The organism is Streptomyces sp. NPDC002958 (assembly GCF_055563255.1).
In genome coordinates this window covers 90,871-105,326 of record NZ_JBVHDS010000012.1, presented here as the reverse complement: position 1 = coordinate 105,326, position 14,456 = coordinate 90,871, and the positions used below count along the sequence as shown (strand labels likewise).

Genomic DNA, 14,456 nt, shown 5'->3' with positions numbered 1-14,456 from the left:
AACAAAGGTCGGATCAGGTCAGCCCCGTCGGGCCAGATGCACCGTTCGTGCCATGAGCAGGAAGACATCGGGGCGGCGGCGCAGTCCGGCCGGGTCTTCGGGGTCGAGCAGCCGGTCGAGCACGACGAGGTCTTCGGACGCCAGGGACTCCTCGAGCATCTCGCGCCGACGGGCGAACTCGGCGATGACATGGTCGCGGGCCGGGTCGGAGAGCGGCGCCGGAAGGTCGAGCAGAAAGCTGCGGGTGCCTTGCGGGTCCAGCCCCACAGCGGTGAATAGGGCGCTCCAGTCCTCGGTCTCCCGCTTGGTGTCGGGCAGTGACGCCCGCATGTCCTCGAACCAGTCGGCAATAATCGCGTCGATCCTGGCCTCCAGTCCGGGCCGCCCCATGCCGATGTCGCGCGGGAGCTGGCGCGGCGGCAGACCGCCCTCGACCAGGGCGACGATCCCACCGGGGCGCAGCAGTGCGGCGAACCCTGCGAGGGCGGCGCGCTGGTCACCCACGTGATGCAGGGCGTTGCCCACCCAGATCAGATCGGCCTCGCCCAGTTCGGCGAAGTCGTCGGGGAAGTCGGCCTGCTGTGTACGGACCCGGTCACCGAGACCGAGCCGCTGCGCGCGGGCCCGGGTGCGCTCCAGAAGAGCCGGGGCGCCGTCGGCGGCGACGACTTCCGCCTCGGGGAACACCTCGGCGAGCAGACAGGCGACCACGCCGGGTCCGCAGCCGATATCGAGAATCCTGCGCACCTTCGAAGTCATGGGCAGAGCGGCGATCCAACGGGCCGCCTCCTCGTACTGCGGGCGGCTGAGCTCGGCGTTCTGCTCCAGCATCAGGCCCATGACGTCCCAGTCCAAGTCGGTGGTGTCGTGGTGATGAACGTGAGTGTCGTTGTGGTGACGACCATGTGTGTCGTGCTGATGACCGTGTTCGGTGTGCTGACTCATAGGGAAAGCCTTACCGCACTCCAACCCTTCGGCAAGCTTTGTTGCTGGTTCGGCAATCCTCGCTCCGGCCACGCCTCCACGGTTCGCGCCGCGGTGTGACATGTCGTCGCGCATCGGCGACGCGCGACGCGGCTCGACGCGCGACGCCCGCCTGCGCCGCCCGCCCGCGCCGACACCCGCGCCGGACGTCCGGCCCGGACGTCCGGCCCGGCGTTCGGCGGCGTGTCCGCCCCTCCGGGCTACCGCACGCCGTGCCCGGCGGCGATCGCCACCACCCGCGCGGCCAGGTTCAGATCGCTTTCGGTGACCACGCCACCCGCATCGTGGGTGTTCACGGACAGGGTGACCGTGTTGTATCCGAGTGTCAGATCGGAGTGGTGGTTCAGTTCGTCCTGGATCTGGGCGACATGCACGGTCAGACCGACGGCGGCGAAGTGCGTGTGGAGCCGGTAGGTGCAGGTGATCCGGTCTCCGTCCAGCGACCAGCCGGGCAGGTCACCCAGACGTTCCTCGATCTCTTTCTGCGACAACGGTGCGGCGGGCATACTGCGACTCCCTCACGAGCGATCGGTGCCGGTCGGCGGTGCCGGTCGGCGGTGCCGGTCGGCGGTGCCGGTCGGCGGTGCCGGTGACGTTACGGTCTGGGTATGACAACTGTCGCGCTTGACACGGGGGTAGGGCCGCTGCTGCGCAGCTGGCGGGAGCAACGTCGGATCAGTCAGCTGGAGCTGGCGCTCCGCGCCGATTCCTCGGCCCGGCACATTTCCTTCATCGAGACGGGCCGTTCCCGCCCCAGCGAGGACATGATCCTGCGGCTGGCCGAGCATCTCGACATCCCGGTCAGGGAACGCAACGCCCTGCTGGTGGTCGCCGGTTACGCGCCCCACTACGCACAGACCTCGCTCGACGACCCGGCGCTGGGCACGCTGCGCGAGGGGATGGATCAGCTGCTCCAGGGGTACGACCCGTATCCGGCGCTCGTCGTCGACGGTACGTACAACGTGGTGGCGGCCAATCGGGGTATCGCGATGCTGCTGGAGGACGTGGCCGGGCATCTGCTGACCCCGCCCCTGAACGTTATGCGGCTCACCCTCCATCCGGAGGGCCTGGCCCCGCGCATCCGCAATCTCCGGGAGTGGCGGGCCGATCTGCTGGCGCAGATGAAGCGCCAGATCGCTCTGGCCCGGTCGGCGGAGTTGCGTGAGCTGTACGAGGAGGTCGCCGGCTACCCCGTACCGGAAAATGCGGAAAGCGGCGGGAGCGGCGACGGGGACGCCGATGGGGCCGAGCCCGCGTCGCCCCTGCCCTTCGCGTTGCCCCTGCTGATCGAGCACGGAGGGCAGGTGCTCTCGTTCGTCTCCTCCATCGCGACGTTCAATACTCCGATGGATGTGACGGTGGCCGAGCTGGCCATCGAGACGTTCCTGCCCGCCGACCGGGTCACCGCCGACCATCTGCGGTCCCTCACTTCCTGACGATCGGTCGGCCCCAGGGGGCGTCGGCGCGCGCCAGGACGATCGCGGCCGTGGTCACGGCGGCCAGGAGCGCTACGACGAGCAGCAGGGGAACTCTCGGGTGCCGTGCAGCACGGCCATGGCCCCGACGGGCGCGCCGGTCATCATGGCAGCGGCCGAGAGCACCCGTCGTCCGGCTTCGCTGCCGCCTCCGCCGGCGAACCGGCTGTCGGAGAGGATGCCGGTGGTGGTCACACCGCCCCCGCCCGGAAGGACGCCTGGGTTCCAAGGGCGGGGGCGTTGTGCGTTCCGGAGCGGCTATACGCGTGCTCCGTTGTCGAGCGGATCCCGGCGCGCCGCCTTCGTACCGGACCGGCGTCGGGGGGCCCGCTTCCGGGCGGGCGGCGGGGCCTTGCTGCTCCGCTCCAGGAGGAGCGCGGCCGGTACGGCGGTCATCACCGAGGAGTACGTACCGACGCAGATGCCGATGAGCAGGGCGAGCGCGAAGTCCACGAGGGAGTCGCCGCCCAGCACGGCGAGTGCGGTGAGGATGAAGAGGGCTCCCAATCCGGTGTTGACCGTTCTGGGGATGGTCTGGAGAACGGCCCGGTTGGCAACCGTGGCAAAGGGTACGCGACGGGCCTTCGCCCACAGTTCCCGTACCCGGTCGAAGACGACCACCGAGTCGTTGACGGAGTATCCGATGACGGTGAGAAGTGCGGCCAGGAAGGTGTCGTCGACGGGGCGTCCGAGCCAGGCGAACGCACCGACCAGAATGATGACGTCGTGGACCAGTGCCCCGACCGAGGCCACGGCGAACGTCCAGCGGAACCGGATCGCCAGATATGCCAGTTGTACGAGGACGGCGATGCCGAGCGCGATCAGGGCGTTGCGCCGGAGCTCCTCGCCGAGGCTGGGGCCGATGAGTTCGTCGCGGACCTTGGTGGTTTTGCCGCCCTCCTCCGCGAGCGCGGCACGCATGGCGTGTTCGCCGTCGTTGTCGAGTTCTCCGGTACGCACGGAGAGGTCGCCCTCGCCCGCCGTGGTGACCTCGACGTCGTCGAAGCCCGCGTCGGCCAGGACGGTGCGGGCTTGCTCCACGTCGACGGGCCGGCTGGTCGAGTACTCGACGAGTCGGCCGCCGGTGAATTCGACGCCCAGGTTGACCCCGCGTACGACGATGCCGAGGACCGCGACGGCGATCAGTGCCGTGGAGATCAGCAGCCAGCGGCGCGGGGACCGCATCAACTGGGGGTCTCGGCGGGTCAGCCAGGTGCGTACCCGGCCGGGGGCGGCGATGCCGTTGACGCCCCGGTAGTCGCTGACGAATCGGGAGCTTGCGGCGATCTCGGTGAGTGCGCGGGCGATGACGAGCGCGGAGAACATCGAGGCAAGCACACCGATGGCGAGCGTGACACCGAAGCCCTTCACCGGTCCGGAGCCGAGGAAGAAGAGCAGCCCGGCCGCGATCAGCGTGGTGACGTTGGAGTCGGCGACGGCGCTCCAGGCATTACGGAATCCGGCGGTCAGCGAGGAACGCAGCGAGCGGTCCGGGTGCTGCGCTTGTTCCTCTCTGGCCCGTTCGAAGACCAGCACGTTGGCGTCGACCGCCATCCCGATGGCCAGGACGAATCCGGCGAGGCCGGGCAGGGTGAGGGTGACGCCGAGGGCGACCAGGGCCGAGTACGAGATCAGTCCGTAGGCGGCGAGCGCGACGGCGGCGAGCGCGCCGAAGAGCCGGTAGACAACGGTGATGAAGAGCGCGGTGGCTGCGGCGCCGATGAGTGCGGCCTGGACGCTGGCGTCAATGGCGGCGGCACCGAGCGTCGGGCCGACTGTCCGCTGTTCGATGATCTCGACAGGGAGCGGCAGGGCGCCTCCCTTGATGAGCAGGGCCAGTTCCTGGGCCTCGTCGGCGCTGAAGGAGCCGGTGATCTGGGTGGAGCCGGACGGCAGGCCGACGTTGCAGCCCACCGAGGGCGAGACTTGCGGCGAGGAGATGATCTGCTCGTCGAGGACGATGGCGACGCGTCGCCGGTCGTCCTGGACCGGGTGGCAGGCGGCTTCGCCGGTCAGCCGGGTCCAGTCCCGGCCCGCCTCCTTGTGGAAATCGAGGGAGACGGTCCAGCCGGCGCCCTGCTGGGCGTCGAACACGGCAGTGGCGTCCTTGACGCCTGCGCCGGAGAGCCGGGCCGGGCCGAGGTCGAGGGAGCGGCCCTGTTCGTCGGGGAGCGTCGGCCCGTTGCCGGTCCTGTCGTCGTTCTGTGTGGCGGGGCCCTGGACGGCGTGGAAGCTGAGCTGGGCGGTTTTGCCGATGACTTCGGCGGCCTTGCGCGGGTCCTGGACGTCGGGGAGTTCGACGATGATCCGGTCCTCGCCGGAGCGAGTCAGGGTGGGTTCGGCGACGCCGAGGGAGTCGATGCGCTGACGGAGCACCTCCATGGTGCGGTCGGTGCTCTCCCGGTCGACTTTCGCGGTATCGGAGTCCTTGGCCTGAAGCACCATTCTGGTGCCGCCCTGAAGGTCGAGGCCGAGTCTGGGTGACATGGTCAACGTGATGAACACGGAGACGAGCAGGACGGCCGCAGCCAGAACCGCTCGCACCGTGGTGGCGCGAGTCATGGGTTTCCTCCGAGGGGGCGCCGGGCGCCCTCACCTCGGCGAGGACGGGACGGCGGGTCTGTGGGACGGGGCCGGTGGCCGGACCAGCGGCGGCCGGACTGGTCGCCGGACCAGTGGCCGGACCAGTGGCCGGACCAGTGGCCGGACCGTTGGCATGACCGGTGGCCGGTGAACGGCCGTCCCCGGAGGCCCGCGTACGCCGGGGAGCGCGACGCGGAAGCGGTCGGTGGCAGGAGGGGGTGCGGCGGGTGCCCGCTGAGGGGTGTGGTGCGGCACACGGATGCCCGGTGCGCCGGGCAGCAGGAAGTCGGGACCGGGCGGCGGCAGATGGTGCGCGGTGCGGGCGTGGTCGGCGCCGGCCCGGGGCTGAAGTGGGGTCGTCGGCGTCGGCGTCGGCCGGTGATGGTCGGTCGCCGTGGCCGTGCGGGTGCGCCGGGTGTCGTGGGCGGTGCCCGTGCGAGCGGTCCGGTCGGTGTGCGGGGTGGGCTGATGGGCGCCGGGTGAGGACGCGGCGGAGGGCGGCACACCGGCGAACGGCCGGGCGGGGAGTACGGCTCCGGCGGCTGCGGGGGCGCCGATGACGACGGTGAACACGGCGAGAAGGATGGTGACGAAGACCTGTCGGGCCGCCTGTGCACGTCCGCGGTGTGCCGGGGCGCCCGGCCGTGCCCTCGGGGGCACATTCCCCGGGGGCGGCCCCGGGAGGGGGGTCACCTCGCTCGGCCAGGCAGGGCCGGTGCCGCACCGGCCTGGCGGAGCACGGAGCTGAGGATCAGCCCGGCACCGCGTACGACCGTGGTCGCCGGGTCGTCGGCGAGATGTACGGGAACCCCGAGGCGAACCGCGATCCGGTCGGTGATGTCGGGGCGGGCGGCGCCGCCCCCGGCGAGCAACGGACCCTTGCGCAGGGCCCCCAGGACTGCGCCGTGCCGGTCCTGCTTCCACATCGCCATGACCATGTCCAGGACGGCATGGACAACGGCGGTGGGCGGCCCCGAGGGATCGAGGTCGCTCAGTCCCGTCTCGGCCTGGCGGGCGTCGCGGATCAGTCCGTCGACGAGGAGAGTCGCCTCGGTCAGCTCGGCGCCGATGTCGAGGACGAGCAGCGGGCCGCCATCCTGCGGTCCGGCGTATGCGGCGGCGGCCCTCGCGCTGTCCAGGGCGATGACCCTGGTCGGACCGAGTGCGGCAATCAGTTCCCTCGCCGCGGCGCGGTGCTCGGAACCGGCGAGGACGGGATGGCTGAGGACGATCACGGTGTCGCTACGATCCTCGCCCAGTGCCGTATCGGCGATACGGCCGAGCATCCGGCTGCAGGACACGGGGTCGACGATGCGCCCTCGCCGGACCGGGCGGCCGTGCCCGGGCTCGGCCCCGAAGTCGCCGCAGGCGTCGGTGTCGGCGATGACTCCGTGCCCGGGCGTCCAGGCGCGGGTCCGGGAACTGCCGAGGTCGAGGGCGAGGCCGCGAGTGACGCCCCGGAACTGCTGCCGGCACTCCTGGAGGAGGGACCGACCCAGTCGCCGTTCGTCGTGCAGCGAACGCATCGCCCCTCCCCCCGGCCTGCCACCGCAGCCGTTCGCACACCCATTGACCCGCTGATAGCGAGGCATGACCGAGCCCTCACTATGCAATAGGGAGGCAAAGAAAGCCACTCCCGTGCAAAATCCAAGGACTCGGGCGCGGCGAGGTCCTTGCCGGGCGTCACACCTCCGACGGCAGGAACCCGGCGATCAGTTCGGCGAACTCGTCCGGTGCGGCGATCCGAACACCGAGGCCCTCTGCCTTGGTGCGCTTGGAACCGGCCTTCTCCCCGGCGACCAGGAGTGTGGTGCGCTTGGAGACGCTGGACGAGGACTTCCCGCCGGCTCGCTCGATCAGTTCGTTCATCTGATTCCGGGAGAGCTTTTCCAGGACTCCGGTCATGGCGCCGGTGACCACCACGGTCATTCCGTCGAGCGGCAGGCCGGCGGCCCCCTCCCCGTTCGCTGCGGCCGATTGTGTGCCCTCCTCTCCCGGCTCGGGCGGCGGCGTCGCGCCGGGCTCCGTCATGTTGACCCCGGCGGCCACCAGCTTCTCGATCAGCGGGGCCAGCTCCACCAGCTCCGCGACGACGGCGGCGGCCTTCTCCTTGCCGATGCCGTCGACCCGCTGGAGTTCCTCGGCGTCGGCGGCCCTGATCCGGTCCATGTCCGCGAAGTACCGGGCGATCCGCCGTGACATGGAGCGCCCGGTGCCGCGTACCCCGAGCGCGCAGAAGACCCGGGAGAGCGGCTGGATCCGTGCCGTTTCGATCGCGGCCAGGAGGTTGTCGGTGCTGGTCTCGCCCATCCGCTCCAGGCCGAGCAGCTGCTCCCGGTCGAGGGTGAACAGGTCGGCGAAGTCGGCCACCAGGCCGGCGTCGACGAGCTGGACGACCCGGGTGGCGCCGAGTCCCTCGATGTCGAGCTGATCGCGGCCCGCCGCGTACGAAATGGAGGCGACGAGACGGCAGTCACGGCCCCGGACACAGCGCCAGCGCTGCTCGCTGGTGTCGATCTCGCAGCCGCACTGCGGGCAGGCCTCGGGGAAGACTATGGGCTGCTCGTCACCCGTCCGCAGATGAGCGACGGGCGCCTCGATACGGGGGATGATGTCGCCCGCCTTGTAGACCATCACCCGGTCGCCCAGGCGCAGATCGCGGCGGGTGATGTCGGCCGGGTTGTGCAGCGTGGCGTAGCTGACGGTCGAGCCGTCGATCTCGACCGGTTCCAGTACGGCGCGCGGCGCGATGATGCCAGTCCTGCCCACGTTCCATTCGACGCCGAGGAGCCGGGTGACCTTCTCGACGGCCGGGAGCTTGTAGGCGATGGCCCAGCGCGGCGCCCTGCTCCCGGAACCGGCCTCGCGCTGGTCGGCCGCGAGATCGGCCTTGATCACGATGCCGTCGATACCGAACGGCAACGAGGCGCGCAGGGCCGCGACTTCCTCGACCCTGGCCTGCACCTCCTCGACGGTGGTGACGGTGCGCGGTGCCACATCCGTGTCCGCCGCGGTGTGCACGCCGAGCCCGGCGACGTACTCCAGGACCTCGCTGTGCGGAAGTTCGGCGAGCGTGTCGGCCAGCTCTCCGGACTCGGGCAGCGGCAGGGCACCGTAGGCGAAGAAAGTCATCTCCACCGTGTACGCGCGGTCCTTGGCGCGGAGTGTGCCCGCCGCGCCGTTCCTCGGGTTGGCGAAAGGGGCGCCGCCGTGCTCGGTGCGTACGGTGTTGGCCTTTTCGAATTGCTCGGTCGTCATGAGGATCTCGCCGCGCATCTCGATCGTCACCGGCTCGGCGAGCTGCTCAGGGAGTCCGACCACGGTGCCGATCGCATGCGAGACGTCCTCGCCCGCGGTGCCGTCGCCCCGGGTGATCAGCTGATCGAGACGGCCCGCACGGTAACGGGCGGCGACAGCCAGGCCGTCGAGCTTCGGCTCCACGCTCCACGCGGCGACGGGTCTGCCGATCCGCCGCGCCAGCGACGCCGTCCACGTCGCGAACTGCTCGGCCGAGAAGACGTTGTCCAGAGACAGCATCGGCACCGTGTGCGGCACGTCCCCGCTTGCGGCACCACCCGCCACCTTGCCGGTCGGCGAGGCGGCCAGTACCTCCTGCGGGTGCTCCTGTTCATATGCGGCAATCCCCCGCACCAGCCGGTCGTACGCATCGTCGTCGAGCGTGCTCTCGCCTGTGGCGTAGTACGCGGCGGCGGCCTGCGACGCTTCTTCGACCGCGGCGGCGTAGGCGGCGGTATCGGCGAGCACAACAGCTGAGTTCGTCATGGCTCCCATCCTGCCGCCCACCACTGACAACGCCCCTCAGCCGGCCGCCTGTACCGTTCCGTCCGCCTCGTCGGCGCCGCCCGCCGCGCCCGGCCGTGCCAGCGGGATCTGCGGCCCCGAGCACTCCCACAGCCAGCGCCGCAGCACCTTGTGCACCTGCTCGGCCCCCACCAGCTCCCTGCCCTGCACCACCGGGGCCGACAGATCAGCCGGCCACAGCAGGAACGGCCGGGACTGCTCGCCGCCCAGACCCCCGTGCGAGCCAATCTGTTCCTCGAAGGCGTGCACGCAGCCCGTGGCCCCGTCATGCATCGAGTTGACCATGACGTCGGCGACGTGCGGGAAGGTGTCGGTGCGGCGCACCGCAGCCGCCGCACCCGGGCCGAAGGGGGCCAGCGGCCCTTCCCCGTCCCTCAGTTCCGACACCGGGACCTCGGTGCCGCCACGGCCCAGCACCACCGATCCGTGCCGCTCGCTGCGGACCAGCAGAAAGCCGACGCCCGGGTGGTTGGCGAGGGTGCCGAGCAGTGCGGGACGGCTCCGGTCGAGCTGTTCGCGCGAGGCGCGTCCCTTGATGTCGGGGAAGGAGATCAGACCGAGGTTGCCGGAGGCGAGGACGACCGGGTCGGACGGCTTCGCACGGTGTTCCGCCTCGCCCTCCTCAACCGGCCGGTGCAGGGCGATCCGTACCGCGTCACGCGCCTCCGAACCACTGCGGGTGCGTTGCGCCCGACGCGGTACGGGCAGCCCGCAGCCCGCCCGTACCAGGTCCTTGAGCGTCAGCCCGTACGCCCCCGCGAAGGTCTCGCCGGGGCTCTGTCCATGGTCGGAGAGCAGCACGATCCGGTAGGTGCGCGGGGTGTGTTCGGCGACCTTGACGATCAGGGCGAGCGAGCGGTCCAGGCGCGTGAGCACCTTTTCCGCGTCGCGGCTGTGCGGCCCGGAGTGGTGCGCCACCTCGTCGTACGCGACCAGGTCGGCGTAGACGGCGGTACGTCCGGCGAACATGTCCCCGATGACCGCGGCGACCACCACGTCGCGTTCGACGACGGTCGCGAAGGCCCGGATGAAGGGGTAGAGCCCACCGCGCTTGATCCGGGGCGTGTCCTTCCGCATCCGTGCCCGGGTCGACTGGAAGATCTCGCGGCAGACCTCGGCGACGAACGACAGCGCGGTACGGACGGCGTTGGCCGGATCGGAGAAGTAGGCGAAGTACCCGGCCCGGGAGCGGCGGCCCTTGCCGAACCGGGCCGCCATGGACAGGACGAGCGCCAGCTGGTCGGCGCCGCCGCTGAAGAGGTTGCCGCGGCTGGCTCCGTCGAGCGCGAGCAGCCCTCCGTCCTGGGTGCGCGCGATGGCCCGGCGCTGGAGTTCGATGGCAGTCGCGGGGCGGCTGGAGACCATGACGTCGCCGGTCTCCTTCTCGTACCAGCGGAACGCGGGGATGTCGTGGTTGCTGCCGTGCAGGATGCCGAGCTGGCTGGCGCCGGTCTGGCTGGACCAGTCGGTGCGCCAGGGGGTGAGCCGGTGGCCCTTGTTGTCCGCGAGCCAGTTCGAGACGGTGGGCATCAGGCCGGCGTCGGCGGCCCTGGCGAGCACGTCGTGGCCGACGCCGTCGAGCTGGATGAAGACGATGCCTGGCGGTCCGCTGCGCCCGCTGTCCGCACCGCTGCGCCGACGGCGGCGGTCGGCGAGCCTGGAGAGCCGGCGCCGGTAGGCGTTGTCGTCACGGACTGCGAGCGCCGTGGAGGTCGCGGAGGCGACGGCGGACATCACGGCCGCGACGACGACCGCGGTCTGCGGATCGGCGGCGCCGCGCCCGTCCGGTATGAGCCGAAGGGCGAGCAGCAGCAGCGAGCCGTTCAGGAAGAAGACGAGCATCCCGAGGACGAGTGCGGGCACGATGAGCAGCGCCCGTACCAGGACCGGCCAGACCAGTGCGGAGAGCAGACCGAACGCGCCGGCGCCCCAGGCCGCGGTGAACGCGGTCTTGGTGATGCTGTCGCCGTCGTCGGACTGGAGCTGGAAGTCCGGCAGCATCCCGGCGAGTGCCAGCATCGTGAGCGTCGAGACCGCCCACACCACAACCACTCGCATCAGGGCGTTGCCGGCTGTTCGCCATCGCCCGTCACCCACGCCGTTCCCACCTCACGTCCGGACCTCGCCGTTCCGGGCCCTTCCCCCCAGCTTTTCACAGCGGGGCCGCGGGCCGCGGACGACAGCGGTCAGGGGGCCGGTCAGCAGCCGTCGTATCCAGCGGTCGGCATGGAGAGCCTGCGGTGCACACTCGCCTTCGTGCGGGCGTTGTACGGCGGCTCGTCCAGTCCGGCGATCTCCAGGCGCACGCCGCGCCGCTCGCACTCCGCGGCGAACTCCGGCACCGAGGTGAGGGCCCTTGCCAGCACCCGGTCGTTGGCGGCGACGAACAGTTCGACATCGCCGCTCTCGACATCCGTCCACAGGGCGTGGTGGTCAGGGCGCAGCCCGTAGAAGCGCAGCTGCCGGGTGACGACGTATCCCTTGTCGGCGGCCCAGCGGGCACACATCTCGTGCTGGCTGCGGGTGTCCACGAGAAACGGATCGCAGTCGAGTTCTTCGAGCGGCGTGAGACTGGCGATGGCCGCCACCCGTACGTCCATTGCGTCCCCCATGGCCGTCCCCCCGTGCTAGGCGTACCGGCGACCCTACCTCTCCGGCTCCCGCACAAAAAGGCGCATGTCGGGACGGGGGGAGTGCGGAGCACGGACACGCAACACCAGTGCGCCCCCCGCGCCGGGGCGGAGGCGCACATGGGGCGGATGTGTCGGAGCGACGTCATGCCGTGCTTGATGCGGGTGTAGTCCTCGAAGCCGTACGCGGAGAGGTCCTTGCAGCCGGTCTCGCGGTCGTCCAGCGCATCGCCACGGGTGGCGGTGCTGCGGGTCGCGATGGTGCGCAGCGAGGGCGAGACGCTGCGGCGCGAGGGCGACCGAGCTGGGTCACCCGTTCCGGTCACGGCACTAGGCTCGATGACAAGACCGGAACAAGGAACCCGGGAATGAGGAGGCACCGCGTGCCGGTGGAAGTCACTTGGTGGGGTCATGCCACCTGCACGATCGAGGACTCCGGGGTCCGTGTGCTGACAGATCCGCTGTTCGTACGGCGCCTGATGCATCTGCGCCGCCGTCGCGGCGAGCTCCCCGGCCCCGAGGCCGCGGTCGCCGATGTGGTGCTCGTCTCGCATCTGCACTCCGACCATCTGCATCTGCCATCACTGGCCCGGCTCTCCCCCGGCAGCCGGCTGATTGTGCCGGTGGGCGCGGTGCGCTCCGTCCCGGGACTGCGGAAGCTGCGCGCGGTGCGCGGGCTGCGGATCACCGAGGTGGCCCCGGGCGACGAGGTCCGGGTCGGAGAGGCGCGGGTGCGGGCGGTTCCCGCGCTGCACGACGGCAGGCGCCTGCCCATGGGACCGCACCGCTCCCCCGCGCTCGGCTATGTGGTCGAGGGCGAGGCACGGACGTACTTCGCCGGTGACACCGGGCTCTTCGACGACATGGCCCGGGCGGTCGGTCCGGTCGATGTTGCCCTGCTGCCGGTGGGCGGCTGGGGTCCGTATCTGGGCCACAGTCATCTGGACGCGGGCCGGGCCGCGCAAGCGCTGGCCCGGCTGGCGCCGCGGTCGGCCGTGCCGGTGCACTACGGCACGTACTGGCCGATCGGGATGGACGGAGTCAGGCCGCACGAGTTCCACTCACCGGGTGACGAGTTCGTCCGCAAGGCTGCGCTGCTGGCGCCGGAGGTGGCAGTGCACCGGCTGTCCCACGGCGAACATGTGCGGCCGGAGGCCGCCAGGTGATCCATGGGGTCGTGGGGCAGCTGCCCCCGGAGTCGACGCAGCAGGCGGTCGGCTATCCGTCGCTGTTCCTGCTCGTGGCGCTGGGCGCGCTGGTGCCCGTGGTCCCGACGGGTGCGCTGGTGAGTTCGGCAGCGGTGGTGGCGTTGCATCAGTCGTCGCCGTTCTCGCTGCTGATCGTCTTCGGGGTGGCGTCGGCCGCGGCGTTCCTCGGGGACATCTGTCTGTACTGGCTCGGTCAGCGCGGGGTGCGGTCGAGGAACGGTTCGAAGTGGCTGCAGGCGATCAGCGACCGGGCCTCTCCGGAACGGCTGGCGCAGGCGCAGCAGAAGCTGGACGAGCACGGGGCGGTGGTGCTCGTGCTGTCGAGGCTGGTACCGGCGGGGCGGATTCCGGTGATGCTGGCCTGTCTGCTGGCCCGGATGCCGTTGCGCCGGTTCGCCCGCGGGGATGTGCCGGCCTGCCTGGCGTGGGCGGCGGCGTACCAGCTGATCGGCATCCTGGGCGGTTCGCTCTTCCCCAAGCCGTGGCAGGGTGTGGTCGCGGCAGTGGGCCTGACGCTGCTGATCAGCGGGGCACCCGCGGCGTGGCGCAGGATGCGAGTGCGATTCAGCCACTGATCGCGCGGGGCAGTGCATCAGCCGCTGATCGTGCGGAGCAATGCATCACCCACCGGTCGCGCGGGGCAGTGCGTCAGCCACCGATCGCGCGGGGTACCGGCTCAAACACGCGGGAGCCGCCGATCGGCAGGTCCCAGAGCCGTTCGCGGGGGTGTCCGGCCCGCTGCCAGGCGGTACGCAGTCGGGTCAGCGGTTCGAGTACGGGCTCCGCGGAGAGCAGGAAGGCAGCCCAGTGCATCGGCGCCATCGCGCGGGCGCCGAGGTCCTCGTACGCCTGCACGGCCTCCTCCGGATCGGTGTGTACGTGACCGAGCCACCAGCGCGGTTCGTACGCCCCGATCGGCAGCAGGGTCAGATCGATGCCGGGGTACCGGCGGCCGATCTCGCGGAACCAGTGCCCGTACCCGGTGTCCCCGGCGAAGTGGATCCGCTTCCCGTCGCGGCCGGCGGCGCCGATGACCCAGCCGCCCCACAGGGAGCGGCAGGTGTCGGTGAGGGTCCGCTTGGACCAGTGGTGGGCGGGCACGAAGTCGAAGCGGACGCCGTCCAGCCGGGCCGATTCCCACCAGTCGAGTTCGGTGACACAGGTGAAGCGACGTCGGCGACACCAGCGGCCGAGCCCGGCGGGGACGAACAGCGGGGTGTCCCTGGGCAGTCTGCGCAGGGTGGGGGCGTCGAGGTGGTCGTAGTGGTTGTGGCTGATGACGACGGCGTCCACGGGCGGCAGGTCCTCCCAGCGGACGCCGACCGGCGTGATCCTGGCCGGGGTGCCGAGGATGCGCCGGGACCAGACGGGGTCGGTGAGGATGGTCAGCCCGCCGGTGCGGACGATCCAGCTGGCGTGCCCGACCCAGGTGACGGATGTGGTGCCCGTTGGGGTGTCGGGCAGGGGTTCGGGGGCGTACGGGAGCCGGTGGATGCCGCGCAGCCCCTCCGCGTTGGGCCGCAGGGCACGTTCGCGGGCCAGCCGGGACATGCTCATGGCACCCGGGAGTGGTGAGGTGAGCCGGTCGGCGAAGGACTTGGGCCAGACCCGGACCTCGCCGAGCGGACGTGGTTCGGCGATCTCGCCACGAGAGACCTGATGCGGGTGCGGGTATGCGGTCCCGGTGAGGGAGCGCTCGGTCTGTTCCGTCATCAAGGGACTCCCGTCTCGGCGTTCGTCATCGCAGTTCGTCA

At 71.1% G+C, this 14,456-nt stretch carries 13 protein-coding genes; 3 read left to right on the top strand and 10 right to left on the bottom strand.

The window, feature by feature from the left end; translation table 11 throughout:
- Nucleotides 1–18 precede the first annotated feature (18 nt).
- Together ACZ3IC_RS21740 and ACZ3IC_RS21735 are read right to left on the bottom strand one after the other, a co-directional pair.
- Nucleotides 19–945, bottom strand: a complete 927-nt coding sequence (locus ACZ3IC_RS21740; RefSeq protein WP_467418285.1) for a class I SAM-dependent methyltransferase — start codon at nucleotides 943–945, stop codon at nucleotides 19–21.
- 239 nt (nucleotides 946–1,184) lie between these two features.
- Nucleotides 1,185–1,490 (bottom strand): 4a-hydroxytetrahydrobiopterin dehydratase, encoded by a 306-nt coding sequence (locus ACZ3IC_RS21735; protein WP_467418284.1) that lies wholly within the window; start codon nucleotides 1,488–1,490, stop codon nucleotides 1,185–1,187.
- A gap of 102 nt (nucleotides 1,491–1,592) precedes the next feature.
- Between ACZ3IC_RS21735 and ACZ3IC_RS21730 the strand changes: the two genes are divergently transcribed.
- Entirely contained in the window at nucleotides 1,593–2,420 is an 828-nt protein-coding gene (locus tag ACZ3IC_RS21730) for a helix-turn-helix domain-containing protein (RefSeq protein ID WP_467418283.1), read from the top strand.
- Nucleotides 2,421–2,492: 72 nt separating this feature from the next.
- Here ACZ3IC_RS21730 and ACZ3IC_RS21725 read toward each other — a convergent pair whose 3' ends face one another.
- The 7 genes from ACZ3IC_RS21725 to ACZ3IC_RS21695 form a co-directional block, all read right to left on the bottom strand.
- On the bottom strand, nucleotides 2,493–2,654 hold the full coding sequence (locus ACZ3IC_RS21725) for a hypothetical protein (protein ID WP_467418282.1): 162 nt from the start codon (nucleotides 2,652–2,654) through the stop codon (nucleotides 2,493–2,495).
- A 63-nt stretch (nucleotides 2,655–2,717) separates the two neighbouring features.
- Complete coding sequence (gene secD, locus ACZ3IC_RS21720) at nucleotides 2,718–5,021, bottom strand: protein translocase subunit SecD (protein ID WP_467418281.1); 2,304 nt, start codon at nucleotides 5,019–5,021, stop codon at nucleotides 2,718–2,720.
- A 30-nt stretch (nucleotides 5,022–5,051) separates the two neighbouring features.
- Nucleotides 5,052–5,615 carry a hypothetical protein gene (locus ACZ3IC_RS21715; protein ID WP_467418279.1) on the bottom strand — a complete coding sequence of 188 codons (564 nt, stop codon included), beginning with the start codon at nucleotides 5,613–5,615 and terminating at the stop codon, nucleotides 5,052–5,054.
- Nucleotides 5,616–5,731: 116 nt separating this feature from the next.
- A complete protein-coding gene (locus tag ACZ3IC_RS21710; RefSeq protein ID WP_467418278.1) occupies nucleotides 5,732–6,568 on the bottom strand; it encodes a rod shape-determining protein in 837 nt (278 codons plus the stop codon).
- 157 nt (nucleotides 6,569–6,725) lie between these two features.
- Nucleotides 6,726–8,834: an NAD-dependent DNA ligase LigA gene (gene ligA, locus ACZ3IC_RS21705; RefSeq protein ID WP_467418277.1), complete on the bottom strand. Its 2,109-nt coding sequence runs from the start codon at nucleotides 8,832–8,834 to the stop codon at nucleotides 6,726–6,728.
- Nucleotides 8,835–8,861: 27 nt separating this feature from the next.
- Nucleotides 8,862–10,961: a phage holin family protein gene (locus ACZ3IC_RS21700; RefSeq protein WP_467418276.1), complete on the bottom strand. Its 2,100-nt coding sequence runs from the start codon at nucleotides 10,959–10,961 to the stop codon at nucleotides 8,862–8,864.
- 101 nt (nucleotides 10,962–11,062) lie between these two features.
- Complete coding sequence (locus ACZ3IC_RS21695) at nucleotides 11,063–11,476, bottom strand: recombinase family protein (RefSeq protein ID WP_467418275.1); 414 nt, start codon at nucleotides 11,474–11,476, stop codon at nucleotides 11,063–11,065.
- A gap of 401 nt (nucleotides 11,477–11,877) precedes the next feature.
- On the opposite strand from ACZ3IC_RS21695, the gene ACZ3IC_RS21690 reads away from it, so the two are divergent.
- Together ACZ3IC_RS21690 and ACZ3IC_RS21685 are read left to right on the top strand one after the other, a co-directional pair.
- Nucleotides 11,878–12,660, top strand: a complete 783-nt coding sequence (locus ACZ3IC_RS21690) for an MBL fold metallo-hydrolase (RefSeq protein ID WP_467418379.1) — start codon at nucleotides 11,878–11,880, stop codon at nucleotides 12,658–12,660.
- Nucleotides 12,657–13,277, top strand: coding sequence for a DedA family protein (locus ACZ3IC_RS21685; RefSeq protein ID WP_467418274.1), 621 nt, complete (start codon nucleotides 12,657–12,659; stop codon nucleotides 13,275–13,277). Before ACZ3IC_RS21690 ends, ACZ3IC_RS21685 begins: the two co-directional genes overlap by 4 nt.
- Before the next feature lie 73 nt (nucleotides 13,278–13,350).
- Here ACZ3IC_RS21685 and ACZ3IC_RS21680 read toward each other — a convergent pair whose 3' ends face one another.
- On the bottom strand, nucleotides 13,351–14,415 hold the full coding sequence (locus ACZ3IC_RS21680; protein WP_467418273.1) for an MBL fold metallo-hydrolase: 1,065 nt from the start codon (nucleotides 14,413–14,415) through the stop codon (nucleotides 13,351–13,353).
- Nucleotides 14,416–14,456: the final 41 nt, after the last annotated feature.

What these genes read in the sequence shown, in the direction of transcription:
- ACZ3IC_RS21710 (WP_467418278.1), bottom strand. Translation starts at nt 6,568, where the DNA reads ATGCGTTCGCTGCACGACGAACGGCGACTGGGTCGGTCCCTCCTCCAG.
- ACZ3IC_RS21730 (WP_467418283.1), top strand. Translation starts at nt 1,593, where the DNA reads ATGACAACTGTCGCGCTTGACACGGGGGTAGGGCCGCTGCTGCGCAGC.
- ACZ3IC_RS21695 (WP_467418275.1), bottom strand. Translation starts at nt 11,476, where the DNA reads ATGGGGGACGCAATGGACGTACGGGTGGCGGCCATCGCCAGTCTCACG.
- ACZ3IC_RS21735 (WP_467418284.1), bottom strand. Translation starts at nt 1,490, where the DNA reads ATGCCCGCCGCACCGTTGTCGCAGAAAGAGATCGAGGAACGTCTGGGT.
- ACZ3IC_RS21740 (WP_467418285.1), bottom strand. Translation starts at nt 945, where the DNA reads ATGAGTCAGCACACCGAACACGGTCATCAGCACGACACACATGGTCGT.
- secD (WP_467418281.1), bottom strand. Translation starts at nt 5,021, where the DNA reads ATGACTCGCGCCACCACGGTGCGAGCGGTTCTGGCTGCGGCCGTCCTG.
- ACZ3IC_RS21680 (WP_467418273.1), bottom strand. Translation starts at nt 14,415, where the DNA reads ATGACGGAACAGACCGAGCGCTCCCTCACCGGGACCGCATACCCGCAC.
- ligA (WP_467418277.1), bottom strand. Translation starts at nt 8,834, where the DNA reads ATGGGAGCCATGACGAACTCAGCTGTTGTGCTCGCCGATACCGCCGCC.